An 18,592-nucleotide genomic window follows, 5' to 3' on the forward strand; every position below is an offset into this window, starting at 1 on the left:
CACAAAATGAATAAATCCCTTTCTGAACAAGAAACAAAAAAATATAGTTTAATCATCTGGAAAATACTCATCACAGGAATAGCCCTATTTGCTATTTTTATTTCCATGATTGGTTTAGGTCTTTTCGGTGAACTACCTTCTTTCCGAGATATTGAGCATCCAAAAAGCAATCAGGCATCAGAAATTATTGCTGAAGACGGCCGTCCACTCGGAACTTATTTCGTACAAAACCGATCAAATGTTACCTATAAAGACATTTCTGAAAACGTAATTAATGGATTGATCGCTACAGAAGATACGCGTTTTAAAGAACACTCCGGAATTGACTTTAAACGTACATTCACCATTATTGGTTATAACCTCATTGGCAAAAAACAAGGTGCTAGTACCATCACTCAACAGTTAGCAAAAAACCTTTTTCCGAGAGAGTCTAACCTTAACTTTTTTTCATTGGTACTCACCAAATTTAAGGAGTGGATTGTTGCTGTTAAACTGGAGAGAAATTACACCAAAGAAGAGATTATCACCATGTATTTAAATACAGTTGATTTTGGTAACCAGGCCTATGGAATAAAATCAGCTGCGAGAGTTTATTTTAACACTACCCCTGATAAACTGACTTTAACTCAAGCTGCTACCCTTGTTGGGATGCAAAAGGGAATTACGATGTACTCTCCTACCCGGCATCCGGAGCGATCAAGAGATCGTAGAAATACCGTAATGGCCATGATGGTGAAATCAGAATTATTGACTCAGCAGGAATTTGAAGAACAAAAAGATAAACCTCTGGGCTTAAAATTTAACGCAGCCACTGTTAACGATGGCATTGCACCTTATTTCAGGTCCGTTTTAAAAAATGATATTAAAAACATCTTTCAGGAGCAAGGCATTACCAAGCCTGATGGATCAGCATATGATTTGGATCGCGATGGATTAAAGATTTATACCACGATTAATTACGATATGCAAAAATATGCTGAAGAGGCACAAAAAGAATACATGAAAGTTTTGCAGGCACAGTTTTTAGCAAGTTGGAAAGGTAGAAATCCTTTTAAAGGCAAAGATTTACAAATTCAGCAAGGTATCAAGAGGTCTGACCGATATAAATCTTTAAAGCTGGAAGGTAAATCTGATGACGAAATTAAGGATGACTTCAACACCAAAACAGAGATGACCATCTTTACCTGGAAAGGTAATGTAGATACGGTAATGAAGCCAATTGACTCTGTTCGTTATTATAAAATGTTATTGCGTAATGCCATGATGACCATGGATCCAACCAATGGCCATGTTAAAGCCTGGGTTGGTGGAATTAATTATGAGCACTTTAAGTATGATCAGGTTAAAATGGGAACAAGGCAGGTAGGCTCTACCGCTAAACCATTTACTTATGCAGTGGCTATTGAAAACGGATATTCGCCATGTTTTACAGTTGCAAACGTTCCGGTAACTATTGATGGTTATGGCGAACCCTGGACACCAAAATCTTCAGGAAAACCACTTGCAGGTACCATTACACTCCAAAAAGCATTGGCGTTTTCTCAAAACTATGTTACTGCATACTTAATGAAACAGGTTGGTCCGGTTGCGGTTTCTACTTTAGCCACCAAAATGGGCATTCCGAATGTTCCGGCTTATCCTTCCATTGCATTGGGAACCTTCGATTCATCGATTTATAATATGGTTGGCGCTTATGGCGCATTTGCAAATAAAGGCGTGTATACCAAACCTATTTATCTGCTTAAAATTGAAGATAAGAATGGCGTAGTTTTATTTTCGCAAAAAGAAATACCTAAGCCTATTATGAGTGAAGAGGTAGCTTATGTGATGACGAGAATGCTTAAAGGTGTTGTTTCTGGCGGTACAGGTTCCAGGTTAAACTATAAATATAAAGTTAATGCACCAATAGGCGGAAAAACAGGCACCACACAAAACAACTCAGATGGTTGGTTTATGGCCATTACGCCTCAGCTGGTAACTGGTGTTTGGACAGGCTGTGAAGACCGTGCCTTTCACTTTATTAGTACCAGCCAGGGTGAAGGTGCCAATACAGCACTACCAATTTTTGCAGGCTTTATCAAACGGGTTTACGCCAATCCTGCTTTAAAAATAAGTCATGCAGATTTTGATGTACCTAAATCGGGTGTTTCTATTACTTATGATTGTAACCAGTATCAGCAACAACAGGAAGAAACAAACCCTGAACTGGATGAAAAATTAGGTTTTTAACGCCTCACTGTGTATGCGTTTAAAGTATTAATAAATGCTATAATTGCCGAACAAAATTAATTCCTAATCCGTTTTTAGGTAAAGTTTTCCCTTTAACTCTATTATTGAAAGCATGAGCAGTTTCGACCATAAAACAGCATTAATGGCTATTCCTCATAAACCAGGTGTTTACCAATACTGGGATGTGGATGGGAAGTTAATGTACATTGGTAAAGCAAAAGATCTCCGAAACCGTGTTGGCTCCTACTTTAATAGCGACAAGCAACAGTTTAACGGGAAAACGAGGGTGTTGGTTTCTAAAATCAGGAAGATCACCTTTACCATTGTTGATACTGAAATTGATGCCTGGTTATTGGAAAACAGCTTAATTAAAAAGCATCAGCCAAAATTTAATATCAATTTAAAGGATGACAAGACTTATCCATGGATTATTGTTAAAAACGAACCATATCCTAGAATCTACTGGACTAGAAAAGTAATCAAGGATGGGTCTACCTATTTTGGACCTTACGGATCAATTGGAATGATGCATACCATTTTAGATCTGATTAAAGAAACCTATCCGCTAAGAACATGTACCCTGCCTTTAAACGATAAAAATATTGCTGAGGGAAAATTTAAAGTTTGTTTAGAATACCAGATCGGGAATTGTAAAGGACCTTGTCAGGCTTATCAAACAGAATCTGATTATGATAAAAACATTGGTGAGATTAAAGAAATTCTGAATGGAAAAATAGGCAATGTGATCCGTGATGTTAAAGGAATTATTAAATCTGCATCTGAAGATTTAAATTTCGAACTAGCACATCAATACTCCAGGAGGCTACAAGTTTTAGAAAAATACCAAAGTAAATCGACCGTTGTAAACAGTGCCATTACCAATGTGGATGTAGTGAGTATTGCTTCCGATGAACGATATGCTTTTGTCAATTATCTGAAGGTAATGAATGGGACTATTATTCAAACCCAAACCATTGAAATTAAGAAATTGCTGGATGAAAGCGATGATGAATTATTAATTACGGCGATGCTGGAATTCAGGACAAAGTTTAACAGCACATCCAAAGAAATCATTGTCCCGTTTGAGCTTTCATTAGAGGATGAAAACTTAAAATTTACGGTACCCAAGCTGGGAGAAAAAAAGAAGTTGTTGGAACTTTCTCAAAAGAATGTGCTGTTCTTCAAAAAGGAAAAGCTAAATCAATATGAAAAGCTAAATCCGGATTTAAGGACTGACCGTATTCTCACCACCATGCAAAATGATTTACGGTTAACCCAACTACCAAAACATATTGAGTGTTTTGATAATTCCAACTTCCAGGGCAAATATCCGGTTTCTGCAATTGTGGTATTTAAAGATGCCAAACCATCCAAAAAAGATTACCGCCATTTTAACGTGAAAACGGTTGAAGGTCCAAATGATTTTGCAACGATGGAAGAGGCCGTTTTTAGGCGTTACAGAAGAATGTTGGAAGAAGATCAACCCTTGCCACAATTAATCATCATTGATGGTGGTAAAGGCCAGCTCTCATCTGCTGTAAAAAGCCTTAAATTGTTAGGAATAGAAAATAAAGTTACCGTGATCGGTATCGCTAAAAGACTAGAGGAATTATTCTATCCTGGAGATTCCTATCCCTTATATTTAGATAAAAAATCGGAAACCTTAAAAGTTATTCAACAGCTTCGTGATGAAGCACACAGGTTTGGCATCACCTTTCACCGCAAGAAACGGGATCAGGGCACTTTGAAAACAGAACTCGAGCAGATTGATGGTATCGGCAAGACAACCGCAGATAGGTTATTAACTCATTTCAAATCAGTAAAAAAAATAAGAGAGGCTACAGAAAAAGAGCTGTCAGAAATTCTGAATAAAAAGCAAGTTATTACTTTGTTAAATCACTTTAAGGAAGCATAAATTTAAACTGTAAACCACAATGTCTCTGAGCTAAAGATTAACACAATCTTAATCTTACCTTGGTTTCACTTCCATATTTTTTCTTTAAATTAGGCTTGTTAATATCAGTAAACATCATCCCTAATTTTACATGAATAACAACATCCTGGCTATAATGACCAAACTTTTATTGGGTGCATTATACTTTACTGAAACGGAAAGTCCTTTTACAGTGGCCGACTGGGGCAAAATTCCTCCTACAGAATTATTATCAAAAGTTGCCACACATTACCATGCTGATCTTGCTAACTTAAAAGAGGTTCAACCAACTGATTTTTTCGACCATTTAATTTCTAAGGTGGATCCATCTGATGCACCCATGGTTGAAAATGCAAAAAAAATTCAGACCATCTATACCCTCTTAGAACAAAATCTATCCAGCCTTAAAGTAATCAGAATAGAAGGCGCCAGCAGAATTCCTGTTTTAATTACCGGCTATTTGCCAGATGGCACTTGCGTGGTCATTGAAACCCTCGCAGTAGAAACCTAAGAAATCAATTCCATCCAAAACATATCCCAAACAAAATGAAAGCACTAAAAAAATTAAGCTTAATGGCCGTATTGTGCCTTGGCCTGGCTGCCTGTAAAAAAGAAAATCAAATTCAGCCAGAAACAACTCTATTTGAACAAAAATTAAACAACAAAGCAGCTACAGGCAGTGCTCAGGCAATTGCTACTGGTTTTCCGGAAGATTTTGAATCCGGTTCAAAAACAAGCTACACAACAGCATCAATCACTTTAAGTAGCGGAAGCTGGAGCCTTAATGATGCCTTAATCGGTAACCTGGCTGCAGACGCAAAGAATGGTAGTCAATCAGTTCGCATCCGGAATACTGGCATACTAAGTATGAATTTCGATGTAAATGGTGCTGATGTAGTGAGTGTTGCCCATGCTAAATATGGTACAGATGCAACCAGTACCTGGCAGCTTTGGTATTCAACAAACAGTGGTTCCAGTTGGCAACAATCTGGCAGCACAGTTACCAGTAGTGCCACAACACTGTCTACGATAACCTTTAACACGGCAATCTCTGGTAATGTCCGTTTTCAAATTCGTAAAATTAGCGGAGGTACAGCACGCATTAACATAGATGATTTCAGTATTTCCACTGGTGGCGGCACAACTACCCCCCCTACTACTACAACCCCTGGAGATAATAGCCATCTTTTACTGGGAAATCCAAGCAATGCGGTTGCCAGTACCTCTTACCCTGAGAATTATTTAATGGAACGCACTTATTATACCAGTTCTTACAGCAAAAGCAGGGCTACACCAAACTGGGTGAGCTGGCATATCGGGTCATCTGATTTGGGTTCCGCATCTCGTCAGGATGATTTCCGCGCTGATAACACTTTACCCTCAGGCTGGTACCAGGTATCAAACAGCAGCTATTCAGGTTCTGGTTTTGATCGTGGCCATAACTGTCCTTCGGCAGATAGAACATCTTCAGTTACCGCAAATTCTTCTACTTTTTTAATGAGCAATATGATGCCACAGGCACCTAATAATAACCAGGGTCCATGGGCTGATCTGGAAAATTATACCCGTTCATTGGTAACAGCAGGCAATGAGGTTTATGTTATTTGTGGTTCTTACGGATCAGGCGGTACAGGAAGCAATGGCGGAACTACTTATACCATTGATAATGGACGGGTTAATGTGCCTTCCAACACCTGGAAAGTTATTGTAGTATTACCGAATGGCAACAATGATTTAAACCGAATAACGTCTGCCACAAGGGTAATTACCGTAAATATGCCAAATACAAATGGCTTAAATACAAACTGGAAAACTTATCGTACAAGTGTTAATTCGATAGAAACTGCAACAGGTTATGATCTTTTATCAAATGTGCCTGTGGCTATCCAAAATGCAATTGAATCTATAACTGATAATCAATAGCAATCTTTAAGGATCAGAAAAATGAAAGCATATCAATTATGCAAACAAATAAATTCATTTCTATTCACTGAGTTTTATCTCAAAACGAGATAAGAGTGCAACAAAAAAGGCTTCGAAAATTTCCGAAGCCTTTTTTGTTTAGTATTCCCAAAGTCCCTGTTCGTAATCCAGAACAGACTTTTTAATTCTTTCAGACTCGTATAACCTTTGTTTCGGATCTGCAATAATATCTCTGAGCTTGTTATCGCCAGGATTAGATTCTTTAACAATGTAACTGCTAAATAAACGGCGAATAAAAAAATCATCAAAACTTAAGGTAGAAGCATCATTGTTGGTGTTTACCAAACGTTTCTTGGTTAAAATTTCTCTTGCTTCAGGATAATAAATCCAGAATACTGGTTGCCATTGTTTGGAAGATTCAATGAATTTCATTGGAGCAATACCCACAATACGAGGCTCGAAAATAGAACGCTTCACATCGAAAATCCAATCTTCTTTGATTCTAAACTTTAAAAAAGATTCAGGATTAAGATCATTAGCAACTGTGGTAACTGTACCTGCCTTTGAATCCGTAACCTCTACAGTTCCCGCGGCCTGCATCATTGCTGAATCTGCTGCTAAAGGATTTGTAAAGGCATCATCCTCATTATTTACGCTGTCAAAAGGAGAATAGGCTGTAAGCTCTTCTGCTTTAACTGCAGCAATGATCACATCTATTAACCGTGATTTTGGGGATCTTAATGCAGAATTTACGGTATCACGTAAATCAATTTCTCTCCAGATGCGTTTAGCATAAAAAACATCCTCTTCACGTACATCAGCTAAAGGCACCATTTCCGTACTGTCTATATCCTTACGGGCATAAAAACCATCTTTAGGTGGAACCTTTAGTTTTTTCTTTGCCGTTTTTACAGGTGCTTTTACTGTATCTGCTACATTTACAGCAGCTACAGGAGCAGCTTTTTTTGGCGCTAGTTTAGTTGGTTTCTTTTGTGCAAAAGCCAGTGTTGTAAACAGCGCAAAAACAGCAATAATTAAAATCCTTTTCATCTTATTCTTATTTAACCGTAAATGCCAATGAAGGTAACACATTCTGACGACCATCTGGACCTACAGAAACAATATCTTCAAAAAATACTCTTGTTCCTGGTGTAATAGAATTTATTGCAGCTCTAACCGGACCAGCAAAACTTCCGCCACTGCCTGAAATTGTAATCGCATCCGAACGTGGTTTAATAATTGTTAACTTATAACGTTGAATTTTAAACTTCACATCAAAAGGAAAATCATCAAGGTCTGCTTCAATTTCGCTTTCACTTTTCAACTGAACTGATGCCACATCACCACCCGATCTTCCACCAACTTTTGCAATTGGTTTTGGAATGGCCTTAACTCTGAATTTTTGAGAACCCAGACTAACGGTCTTACCTGCATTAGAAGCACTTACATTAATTGAAACTTCCTGACCAACCTGGCTACCCGCAAGATTAACGTTATAATTTCCGTTTGAACCAGACATTGAACCAGATGAGATCGATGCCTTAATACTTTCTAAAGGGAAACCTGCTGCCGAAACCGTAAATGGATTCGGAATACCAGCATAAATCACATTCATTTTTGTAGATGATACCGTTGCAGATGGTTTCGCTACCTGATATTTTTGAGGTTGCGTTTTGTATTCTTTCACTTGTCCATCAGTTTGACGAACACGAACCGTACCCACCCACGTAAATTCACCAACACTTCCTGTTCCACCTGAATAAGTTCCTTTTCCTTCTTTAACAGACAATTTGTTTCCATTTACAGTGATATCTGGTGTAGACCTGGAATCACTGGCAGTTAAAAACACTTCAGCTGTATAAGGTTGCCCCTGGATAACATATGAGGTTGGTGCCACGGCAACTGCTGCGAACTGATCAAGATTAACCTGAGCCTTATCCATATTTCCGAATAACTTTTTAACCACTTCAGCTTCCGCATTTTTAGTATCAGCCTGAAGTTTAGTTAAAACAGTCATTGCTGCTGTTAAAGGTGTACCTTCTCCAAAATAAGTGGCCTGCCAGTTACCCTTTCTTTTTCTTTCCGGATCTTTTGCTTCCAGTGAAAAAGCAACATTGGCTCTATCAGCCGGATCAAGCAAAGAGATTAATTTCTCACGTGTAGCATTAATTTTTGCTTTTAATTTATCCGCTTCACCCTTATTGATCATGATATCCTGAGCAATATCCAGGTTATCTCTGTTAACAAGGTCACCGGTTTCTGGATTAATACCATCACCAGCTACTGTAAATTGTTTTTTAATTCCTTCAATATAATTATTCAACTCATCTGCAGCAACCTTAGCTTGTTGAGCCTTTTCATAAATAGGCTGTGCACGTGCTGGCTCTTCTTTCAATTTTGAATTTTCAAAAGCTGAGAAAAGTTGATTAATACTAGAGTTTACATTGTTTTTTGACGTGTCCAAACTATCATTGATATTTTTGAATGCATCTAAAACAGTATCTGATACGTTTAAGGCCAGCATAGCCAACAATACCAAATACATGATATTGATCATCCGCTGCCTGGTTGTTTCTTTTCCGCCTGCCATATTGGTGTAGCTTTTTCTTTAAGATTAAAAACTAAACAAATTATAGACGTGGGCCATTCATAGCCGATAGCATATTGCCATAAATTGCATTTAATGATGACAGGTTTTTAGCCAGCTTGTTCACTTCTTCTTTGAACTGTTTAGAATCTTCCATTGATTCATTAAAGTTCTGCATGGTTAGTGATAAGTTGGAATAAAATTTATTCATTGATTTTAAATGAGCGCTAGAATCCTGTAATTCTAATTCATAAACGGCATTTAAAGCTGATAAATTTTTAGATAAGTTATTTACCTGTTCATGATAAGCCTGAGAATCTACATTACTCTCGCCCATTGCTTTCAAGTTAGCCGTAGCTTTTTCGAAAGATGCACTTAAGTTGTCGAAACCAGCAGAAGCTGTTTTTACTTTGCTTGTAAATTCATTCGTTGCGGTAGAGGCATCAGCAACATTGGATATTGCGGCCACCTTATCCCCAAATGTACGCAAACCATTACCTAAGCTTTCGATTAATTCAGGTCCAACTTTAGCATCAGATAACATTTTATCTAGCGCAGCAGTATTTGCTGGACCAGAAACTGTAGCTACTGGCCTGGCCGATGCTTTTGGCAATTCTCCAGTAAAATCTGTTCTTAACTCTGGATAAACCCTTTCCCACGCTGGTTCTGGCTCTGGTGGAAAAAACCCTGTTAAAAAGAATAAAATTGCTTCAATACCTAGCCCTATTCCAATCATGTAACTACCGAAGATTCCACCGATGTGCAAAATCTTAAATAATGCGCCAACGATTACAATACTTGCTCCCCATGAAATCGCTACGTGTAACCACCCCGGTTGTTTTTTTGCTGCCATAAAATTGATGTTTTTCTTTAAGTATTAGTTTGTTTGGTTTAGTTTCTTAAATCGGTACCAGGGTAAGATGAAACGCATCTGAAACCGATATATGATCGTTGTGTATCCTGATATTCATAAGTAGATACTGCATTTTGAAGAAAATAGCCTGTATCTTTCCATGAACCACCTTTTACTACTTTTCTTTTCAGGTATTTACTATCATTAGGTCCCGCAACATAGGTAAAGTTCGGGTTTAAATCATGTAAAAGCGGTGCGGCACTCTTGTTGTAAGCTGTTAGTGTCCATTCGGAAACATTTCCAGACATATTATATAGGCCATAATCATTTGGGAAATAAGATTTTACGCCTACAGTGTAAATACCACCATCACTAGAATAATCTCCACGTCCGGGTTTAAAATTGGCCTGCAAGCATCCTTTAGTATTTCTGATATAAGGGCCTCCCCAAGGATATTTTGTTTTAGTATTTCCACCTCTTGCAGCATATTCAAATTCCGTTTCTGCAGGTAATCTATAATCAGATCTTGATCCGGCAGGCATTTTCCTAGATTGCGCAACACCATCGTATAACCTTGTTCTCCAGTGAGAAAAGGCTTTAGCCTGTTCCCAGCTTACCCCAACTACCGGATAATCATCATATGAAGGATGGTTATAATAACCACGTACCATCGGATCGTTTTGAGAATAAGAATAATCTGTTTTCCAAACCATGGTATCAGGATAAATGGCAATGTTATAACGATCAATATAATCCTGACGTTTGCTATTTGGATTTTTATGTCCTAAAGCGGCCTTATCCATATTTAGTTCCGCATAGTTGTATTCAAATTTACGGACATCAAATTCTTTTCTTCCAGGTAATGCATCTAAACCGGAATAATACATTCCATCTAACTGAGCAGTTTCTGCACCAGCACCTTTACCTTTATTACGCCAAATATTAGCTCCATTTACGCCAACAGCCTTCCAATTGATATATTTCTCGCCACCAAGCGCATCAGCTGCACCTTTTCCTTTTGGATTCATCATGAATTTTTGAGGATTTCCCATCATCGAAATGGCAATAGAATCTCTTACCCAGTTGGTAAACTGACGATACTCTGCATTAGAAATTTCGGTTTGATCCATAAAGAATGCACTTATCGTTGTCATTCTGCTTGGCCCATTCTGAGAAAAAGTAATATCTTCATCCGAACCTCCAAGTGGGGTATGGCCTGGTGGGATATAAACCATTCCCAAAGGAATTCGGTTATTTTTAAATTTTCGGTTGTAAGCGCCCACTAACTCGCCCTGGCCTCCATGACCACAACTCGCAAGAAACACTGTTACACCAACAATGGCCAGAAGGTAGATTTTCTTCATACTTTTTATAGCGTGCAGAGCACAATTAGGAGCAATTTTATCAAAAATCACTACAATAATCAACAAATGCAAATATTTAGTTAAATAGTTTATACTAAAGTTTACAACCCAATAAATTGTGCTTAAAACCTTATTATACCTACTAGGATAGAGATGTAACTTTTGCTATAACTGAAAAGTTATATATTTATTGTGAGAACTTTAAAAAAAATAAATTTTCTTATTTATTAGATGTTTTAATATAGTTTTCGATAGCCATGGTCATGGATGGAACACCAGGAGTAGGCGCCGCAATATCAACAATTAAACCCATATCTACACAAGCTTTACTCGTATTTATTCCGAAAGCTGCGATCCGGGTATTATTTTGTTTAAAATCCGGGAAATTTTTAAACAATGACTGAATACTTGATGGACTGAAAAAAGCAATCACATCATAGAAAACTTCAGCCAAATCTGATAAATCACTTACCACTGTTTTGAAAAGAACCGCAGGTGTAAAATCATAACCACTTTTTTCTAAAAACTTCATAGTATCTTCCGTAGCAACATCAGAACACGGATACAAAAACTTTTCATTGGCATGTTTTTTCAAAACCTCTGCCAAGTCTGCAGCAGTTTGTTTACCAAAGAATATTTTTCGCTTTCTGTATTGAATGTATTTTTGAAGATATAACGCAATCGTTTCAGAAAGACAGAAATATTTTAAATCAACAGGAACATCATAACGCATTTCTTCACAAATTCTGAAGAAGTGATCTGCTGCATTTCGGCTGGTAAAAATTACTGCAGTAAAATCGCCCAAATTGATTTTATCTTTTCTAAAGTCTCTGGCTGGCACGCCTTCAACATGTATAAAAGACCTGAAATCAACTTTTAGATTGTGTTTTTTAGCCAAATCATAATAAGGAGATTTTTCTGATTCAGGTTTTGGTAGTGTAACCAAAATACTTTTCACTTTGCGAATTCTAGAGTCGTTCTTTTCTTGCATTTTCGTTGTTCGTGCTACAATCCTATCGTCTTAATTAGTATTAAAATAGGACATATTTCGAGGGCGCAAAAGTACAGAATTAAATGCATTTTAGAAAACTTATTATTAGAAAGTATGGTAACCCCTGCCCTAAGCAACTGAAATGCAAAGATTACGCCTAAAAGCAAAAAAGCCAATGCAATATAAACTACTCCATATTTTAGTGGCGATAATGCAAAGGCTACAACCAAAGGAATGAACAATAAAGATGCATTAAAATAACTGAGATACAGAATAGAGATATATTCACCAACGGGTTTTTGAACATTAAAGAGGTAACCTATAAATCGTAATATCAATAGTTTTAAAGCGTAAAACACAATAATGGTAATCGATATAGTGAAAAAAAACTTAAATCCATGTTTGGCCTGATACATATCATAATATTGCGCCACCAGGAAAAAGAACATCCCTAAAATGAACCCAAACTGAATAAATAATAGCAAGAACGGCCATGAACTGAAAAGGTTATCTTCTTTGTTGATATTATTCAGTATCCGGTTGCTAAAAAATGATTGTACAATAGCTGAAAGCTGCTTTGAAAAGGCATTTTTTAGAATGGCAAAGATGATCAGCATAGCAAAAATAAACCCCAGCAAACCCACATTTCCTTTTGGAATTTGCTTACCCAACTGATATGGATTGGCTTTCTTTTTAAATTTTGCGTATTTCTTTTGCCAGCCTAACAAATCAAGTTTAGGAAACAAAAATGCTTTCTGAACACTATCCATCATCGCATTTTTATTAATCATGCTATCCGGTATAATCCAGGTATTTCGAAGAATAGAATCAGTAACCGTCTTTTGCCTCGCAAGCGTAGCTGAATCCAAGCGGTAACGTTTGAATTTATACGGATTAACCACTTTTGCACTATCAATAGCAGCAGGAATTTCTTGTGCCGAAGCAAAGTTTGCTAGCCAAATGATGGTAAAAAAAGTGAGAATAAATTTCGGCATGCTGTACATCAAAGCTTATGGATGCAAAAGTAGCTGAATAATCATTGTTTACCTAAAGAAAATAATTGCATTTGGAATATGCTGTATCTTTGCTGCTATGTCCGGTATTTATATCCATATCCCATTTTGCAAAAAGGCTTGTCATTATTGTGATTTTCATTTCAGCACTTCATTGAAATATCAGACTGAAATGGTTGATGCCATATGTAGGGAAATTAAGATGAAACAAGATCGAATATCTGGTCAGGTGGGTAGTATTTACTTAGGCGGTGGAACACCTTCAATTTTACCGGAAAGTGCTTTACAGCAGATTTTTGACACCATTAATCATACCTTTTCTGTTGATGCACATGCAGAAATTACCATCGAAGCTAATCCTGATGACCTGACTGCTGAAAAACTAAAAACCTTAAGACAACTTCCCATAAATAGATTTAGTGTGGGGATTCAGTCCTTTTTTGATGAAGATTTAATTTGGATGAACCGTGCTCATCATGCGATGGAAGCGGAAGATTGTATTAAAAGAAGTCAGGATGCAGGTTTTGAAAATCTTAGCCTCGATCTTATTTATGGCTATCCGCTGCTGAGCGATTCAAAATGGCTTTACAATATCCAAAAAGCAATAACATTACAAGTACCACATATATCCGCTTATGCACTAACTGTAGAACCAAAAACAGCATTGGCACATGCCATCAAAAACAAGAAACAAGCGCCAGTAAGCGACCATCAAAGCGCTGCCCAGTTTGTCATGCTAATGAATGAATTGGTAACTGCGGGCTTTGAGCATTATGAAATTTCTAATTTTGCTAAGCCAGATCACTATGCGGTACACAATACCAATTACTGGCGAGGAATAGAATACATTGGCATTGGCCCATCTGCACATGGTTTTGATGGACAAAACAGGTATATGAATCCTGCTAACAATGCTCAATACATGGAAGTGTTGGCGCAGAACAAACTCCCGGAAATAGTGGAAGAATTATCATTGAATGATCGGTTTAATGAATATATAATGACTTCATTACGAACCATGTGGGGTACAGATTTAAAAAAGATCGAATCAGATTTTGGCTCGGAGTTTTTAGCAGAAACCAATTATAATTTGAAAGCTTTTGAAGATAAGGATTGGTTGATTATCCAGAATGAGCAAATTAAACTAAGTGAAAGCGGTAAACTTTTCGCTGATCATATTGCTTCTGAATTTTTTATAGTAGAAAATGAAGGATTGAATTAATGAATTAGAGATTGATTGAATTAAAGATTGAGTGAATTAAAGATTGAGTGAATTAAAGATTGAGTGAATTAAAGATTGAGTGAATTAGAGATGAATTGATTTTGCGGGTTAAAATAACATTTAAACATTCAAAACTCATCATTCTACACTTCTATCATTCAAAATTAATTAAATAATATATGTCAAAAATAGTATGGATTACGGGTGCATCATCTGGAATTGGAGAAGCCCTGGTTTACGAACATTTTAAAGCAGGTGATAAACTTATTATTTCCGGCCGTAACCGTGATGAACTGTTTAGGGTGAAAGGAAATTGTCAAAATTCTTTTAATGTTCATGTGCTGCCATTTGATTTAAGTGAAACAGAAATATTGACAGCAAAAACAGATGATGCCATTCGCATTTTTGGAACTATAGACCTTTTAATCAATGCCGGAGGTATTAGTCAACGTGGATTAGCACTTGCCACAAGCTTAGAAACTGAACAGCAGATTATGAATACCAATTTCTGGGGAACTGTAATTTTAAGCAAAGCAGTTTTACAGTTAATGATTAAAAATGGCAATGGTCAAATTGTTGTGATCAGCAGCCTGGTTGGGAAATTTGGAACCAAATTACGTTCAGCCTATGCAGCATCTAAGCATGCTTTGCATGGATATTTTGATTCTTTAAGATCAGAAATTAAAAATCCGAATATTCACATTACCATTGTTTGCCCAGGTTTTATTAAAACCAATGTTTCTGTTAATGCTTTAACAGCAAATGGTAGTAACCAGGGAACTATGGACGATGCGCAAGCAAACGGAATGAGCGCAGCAGAATGTGCCAAACAAATTGTAATGGCGGTTAAAGCAAAAAAAGAAGAAGTATATATTGGCGGCAAAGAAACCAAAGCCATTTTTTTAAAACGGTTTTTCCCATCCTATTTTTCAAAAAAAATTAAAAATGCAAAGGTAACGTAGTCAAAAAAACAATTCATTTACAATAAATTTACCACCTATAGTTGTAGAATAATTATCAATTTTTCTACAATCATTTCGAAAAAAAAACAATTTTAAATAACTATAAATCAGTACTTTAATATAAATTTTCAGATTTTAAAAAACCAAGTATCTGTGATGTGTCGTAAATGAAGGCAAATAACAAAAACTTAAAATTTAAAATAATGAAAAAATTAATCTTATCGGCAATTGCAGTAGTTACTATGGCAGTTACCACTCAGGTTTACGCACAAAAAAATCCTATGGTTGGTGGTGCGGCAATGTATCCAACTAAAGACATTGTAGACAATGCGGTAAATTCTAAAGACCACACTACTTTGGTTGCAGCAGTTAAAGCAGCAGGTTTAGTAGAAACATTAAAAGGCGCTGGTCCGTTTACTGTTTTTGCACCAACAAATGCAGCATTTGATAAACTTCCTGCAGGCACTGTTGCCAATTTAGTGAAACCAGAAAATAAAGCAACCTTAACAAAAATTTTAACTTACCACGTTGTAGCAGGTAAATTAGACAGCAAAGCAATTGCTGCAGCCATCAAAGCTGGTGGTGGTAAAGCAGAACTTACAACGGTAGAAGGTGGTAAACTTTGGGCCTGGATGGAAGGTAAAAAATTGGTTTTGAAAGATGAAAAAGGTGGAATGAGTACTGTTACAATTGCTAATGTGTATCAAAAAAATGGTGTTATCCACGTAGTTGATTCAGTTTTAATGCCAAAATAAAACATAGTTAAAATTGAATATTAAAAATGCTTTTGCTACGGCAGAGGCATTTTTTTTATCCTTTTTTTGCCTTTAGACCTTCATTGCATTATTCTATTTTTAGTAAATAATTTGTCAGCCGTTTTTCAGGATTTTGATTTTTAGAGAGTTGTCGAGAATTACTGCTTAATTTTATCGCAAATTTACAAATGAAAGCGGGGCTAAAAATTTTGGTATGGCAAGTTGTTGATTGCACTTACTTACCTGTCGATCATTCAAATATGAAAACATGCATCCTAATATTTTAAAAATCAAGGAAAACATTGAACCGCTTAGAAAGCAGATTATAAACCATAAGGTATATAACGCCATTAGTGAAATAGAAGATTTGCAAATTTTTATGGAGCATCACATCTACGCCGTTTGGGATTTTATGTCGCTGCTTAAATCTTTGCAAATCAATTTAACCTGTACCACATTACCCTGGTTTCCGGTAGGTGATGCAGTTACACGCCAACTCATTAATGAAATTGTGGCTGGTGAGGAAAGTGATATTGATGCAACTGGGAATGTTAAAAGCCATTTCGAACTGTATTTAGATGCGATGGAGCAATGTGGTGCAAACGTAGATCAAATAAACAATTTCTTAATTTCATTAAGAAATGGAAGAGATTTTAACATGGCTTACGAGTCAGCTAAAGTTCCTCAGGCTGCCAGAGATTTTATGAATGCTACATTCGAAACTATTAATAGCGGCAAAACGCACTTACAGGCTGCCAGTTTCACATTTGGCAGAGAAGATTTAATTCCGAATATGTTCTTTAGTATGGTGAATGATTTAAATAGTACTCAACCAGACAAGGTTTCGATTTTTAAATATTACCTGGAACGTCATATTGAGGTAGACGGCGACCACCATAGCCATTTGGCTTTAGCCATGACAGAAAAGTTATGTGAAAAGGAAGATCACTTTTGGGCAGAAGCTGAAGAAACAACTAAAAAGGCTTTACAAAACCGGATAGATTTGTGGGATGCTGCTTATGCTGAAATTGTTAAAAGCAAAGTTCTGTCTTAGATGATCAAATTGTTATCATCCTGTTAAATTCAAATACGTGATTTAAGTCACATTTAATCCATAAACTACTTTTTGTAAAATATAATTTACATTTTTGTTGTTCGGCACAAATAACCGATTTTAAACGCATGAGTTTCATTCTAAAACCTGTTGATATCGTGGAGAGCATTACTCCTGAAGATTTCAAAAAAAATTATTTGAAAACGAAACGTCCACTTGTCATTAAAGGTCTTACCAAAGACTGGCCGGCAAGAGAAAAATGGACTACAGAATACTTAAAAGAAATCGGTGGGGAACTTGAAGTTCCATTGTATGATAACTCCAAAGCAGATCCATCTAAACCAATAAATGCGGCAACTGCTCACATGAAGTTTGGTGATTACCTTGATTTAATTAAACGTGAACCAACAGAATTAAGAATCTTTTTCTTTAATTTATTTAAGAAAGTTCCAAGTTTAATTCATGATGTAAAAATTCCGAAAGATTTAATGGGCGGCTTTATAGAAAGCATGCCTGCGATGTTTTTTGGTGGATCAAACTCAGTTACCTTTTTACACTACGATATCGATTTACCTCATATTTTCCACACGCATTTTGGTGGTAGAAAGCACATTATTCTTTTTGATAATAAATGGAAAGACAGATTGTATTGCCTGCCGAACGCCACTTATGCATTAGAAGATTACCAGGTAGATCATCCTGATTTTGAAAAATTTCCTGCCTTAAAAGGTGTTGAAGGTTATGAAGTGTTTTTAGAACACGGCGATACTTTATTTATGCCAACAGGAATGTGGCACTGGATGAAATATCTTGATGGTTCATTCTCTTTAAGCTTACGTGCCTGGGATCAATCCATTAGCAGAAAAGTAGCCAGTGTTTGGAGTTTATTTACACATGGTGCAATTGATAGTTTAATCAAAATGACTTTCAAAGAAAAATATGCCAACTGGAGAGAGAAAAAAGCAGTGAAGATTGCTGAACGCGCTTTAGCTAAAGGCAGACCGTAACATATTAATAAATACATTGCAACGGGGCGTCGGTTACGATTAGCCCCGTATTTTTTTAAATTTAAAATTTATGGATATCAACCTACTTACCGAGAAACAAAAAATGCTGGCGGGTAAAGCTTACCAGGCTGGGGATGGAGATCTAGCTAAAGACAGATTAAAGGCACGGGAAGTTGTGTTTGAATTTAATAACCTTGCGCCAAAATTCGTTAAGCAGCGTAAAGAATTAATTAAAAAGCTGTTTGGTAAAACAGAGCGCATGTTTTATATCGAACCACCCTTTCGTTGTGATTATGGCTACAACATAGAAATTGGTGATAATTTTTATGCAAACTTTAATCTGGTCATTTTAGATTGCGCTAAGGTATCCATCGGGAACAGTGTTTTTATTGCACCCAATGTGGCCATTTACACAGCAGGCCACCCTATCCATGCGCATCTCCGAGATCAGGAGTATGAATGGGCACAAGAAATAACCATTGGAAACAGTGTTTGGATTGGCGGAAATGTAGTAATTAATCCAGGGGTACAAATTGGCTCAAATGTAGTAATTGGCTCAGGAAGTATTGTTACCCGCGATATTCCAGATAATGTTTTCGCTGCCGGAAACCCTTGCAGAGTGATCCGCCAGCTTACCGATGAGGATAAGGATTATTATTATAAAGATTTTAAATTGGGCGAATAGTTTTTAACCAATAA

16 protein-coding genes are annotated in these 18,592 nt (G+C 36.7%); 10 read left to right on the forward strand and 6 right to left on the reverse strand.

The genetic code is table 11. From position 1 onward, the window contains the following. Window positions 1-6 precede the first annotated feature (6 nt). From AN34_RS17190 to AN34_RS17205, 4 genes are all read left to right on the forward strand, one after another. On the forward strand, window positions 7-2,229 hold the full coding sequence (locus AN34_RS17190; protein WP_029287416.1) for a transglycosylase domain-containing protein: 2,223 nt from the start codon (window positions 7-9) through the stop codon (window positions 2,227-2,229). 112 nt (window positions 2,230-2,341) lie between these two features. Next, window positions 2,342-4,144, forward strand: coding sequence for an excinuclease ABC subunit UvrC (uvrC, locus tag AN34_RS17195; protein WP_029287418.1), 1,803 nt, complete (start codon window positions 2,342-2,344; stop codon window positions 4,142-4,144). A 130-nt stretch (window positions 4,145-4,274) separates the two neighbouring features. Next, window positions 4,275-4,673 carry a nuclease A inhibitor family protein gene (locus tag AN34_RS17200; protein WP_082468458.1) on the forward strand — a complete coding sequence of 133 codons (399 nt, stop codon included), beginning with the start codon at window positions 4,275-4,277 and terminating at the stop codon, window positions 4,671-4,673. Window positions 4,674-4,708: 35 nt separating this feature from the next. After that, a complete protein-coding gene (locus tag AN34_RS17205) occupies window positions 4,709-6,085 on the forward strand; it encodes a DNA/RNA non-specific endonuclease (RefSeq protein ID WP_029287422.1) in 1,377 nt (458 codons plus the stop codon). 138 nt (window positions 6,086-6,223) lie between these two features. On the opposite strand, the gene gldN is transcribed toward AN34_RS17205, so the two are convergent. The 6 genes from gldN to AN34_RS17235 all read right to left on the reverse strand — a co-directional run bounded on the left by gldN (window position 6,224) and on the right by AN34_RS17235 (window position 12,875). Continuing rightward, the gene (gene gldN / locus AN34_RS17210; RefSeq protein WP_029287424.1) at window positions 6,224-7,135 is read right to left on the reverse strand and encodes a gliding motility protein GldN; all 912 of its coding nucleotides are present in this window, start codon (window positions 7,133-7,135) and stop codon (window positions 6,224-6,226) included. A 7-nt stretch (window positions 7,136-7,142) separates the two neighbouring features. Beyond that, window positions 7,143-8,675: a gliding motility protein GldM gene (gene gldM / locus AN34_RS17215; RefSeq protein WP_029287426.1), complete on the reverse strand. Its 1,533-nt coding sequence runs from the start codon at window positions 8,673-8,675 to the stop codon at window positions 7,143-7,145. A gap of 40 nt (window positions 8,676-8,715) precedes the next feature. Beyond that, window positions 8,716-9,525 (reverse strand): gliding motility protein GldL, encoded by an 810-nt coding sequence (gene gldL, locus AN34_RS17220; RefSeq protein ID WP_029287428.1) that lies wholly within the window; start codon window positions 9,523-9,525, stop codon window positions 8,716-8,718. Between the two features lie 38 nt (window positions 9,526-9,563). Then, window positions 9,564-10,889 (reverse strand): SUMF1/EgtB/PvdO family nonheme iron enzyme, encoded by a 1,326-nt coding sequence (locus AN34_RS17225; protein ID WP_029287430.1) that lies wholly within the window; start codon window positions 10,887-10,889, stop codon window positions 9,564-9,566. A 220-nt stretch (window positions 10,890-11,109) separates the two neighbouring features. Then, on the reverse strand, window positions 11,110-11,880 hold the full coding sequence (locus AN34_RS17230) for a uroporphyrinogen-III synthase (RefSeq protein ID WP_029287432.1): 771 nt from the start codon (window positions 11,878-11,880) through the stop codon (window positions 11,110-11,112). A 14-nt stretch (window positions 11,881-11,894) separates the two neighbouring features. Further along, window positions 11,895-12,875: a DUF4271 domain-containing protein gene (locus AN34_RS17235; RefSeq protein ID WP_029287434.1), complete on the reverse strand. Its 981-nt coding sequence runs from the start codon at window positions 12,873-12,875 to the stop codon at window positions 11,895-11,897. Between the two features lie 97 nt (window positions 12,876-12,972). Between AN34_RS17235 and hemW the strand changes: the two genes are divergently transcribed. From hemW to AN34_RS17265, 6 genes are all read left to right on the forward strand, one after another. Beyond that, window positions 12,973-14,115 carry a radical SAM family heme chaperone HemW gene (gene hemW, locus AN34_RS17240; protein ID WP_029287436.1) on the forward strand — a complete coding sequence of 381 codons (1,143 nt, stop codon included), beginning with the start codon at window positions 12,973-12,975 and terminating at the stop codon, window positions 14,113-14,115. Between the two features lie 179 nt (window positions 14,116-14,294). Then, window positions 14,295-15,077 (forward strand): SDR family oxidoreductase, encoded by a 783-nt coding sequence (locus AN34_RS17245; protein WP_029287438.1) that lies wholly within the window; start codon window positions 14,295-14,297, stop codon window positions 15,075-15,077. Window positions 15,078-15,280: 203 nt separating this feature from the next. Then, window positions 15,281-15,832, forward strand: a complete 552-nt coding sequence (locus AN34_RS17250) for a fasciclin domain-containing protein (RefSeq protein WP_029287441.1) — start codon at window positions 15,281-15,283, stop codon at window positions 15,830-15,832. A 268-nt stretch (window positions 15,833-16,100) separates the two neighbouring features. Continuing rightward, the gene (locus AN34_RS17255) at window positions 16,101-16,886 is read left to right on the forward strand and encodes a DUF3050 domain-containing protein (RefSeq protein WP_029287443.1); all 786 of its coding nucleotides are present in this window, start codon (window positions 16,101-16,103) and stop codon (window positions 16,884-16,886) included. A gap of 128 nt (window positions 16,887-17,014) precedes the next feature. After that, complete coding sequence (locus tag AN34_RS17260) at window positions 17,015-17,893, forward strand: cupin-like domain-containing protein (RefSeq protein WP_029287445.1); 879 nt, start codon at window positions 17,015-17,017, stop codon at window positions 17,891-17,893. A gap of 70 nt (window positions 17,894-17,963) precedes the next feature. Next, the gene (locus AN34_RS17265) at window positions 17,964-18,578 is read left to right on the forward strand and encodes a sugar O-acetyltransferase (protein ID WP_029287447.1); all 615 of its coding nucleotides are present in this window, start codon (window positions 17,964-17,966) and stop codon (window positions 18,576-18,578) included. Window positions 18,579-18,592 lie beyond the last annotated feature (14 nt).

The organism is Pedobacter sp. R20-19, from assembly GCF_000708265.2.
In the GTDB taxonomy this organism is placed as follows: domain Bacteria; phylum Bacteroidota; class Bacteroidia; order Sphingobacteriales; family Sphingobacteriaceae; genus Pedobacter.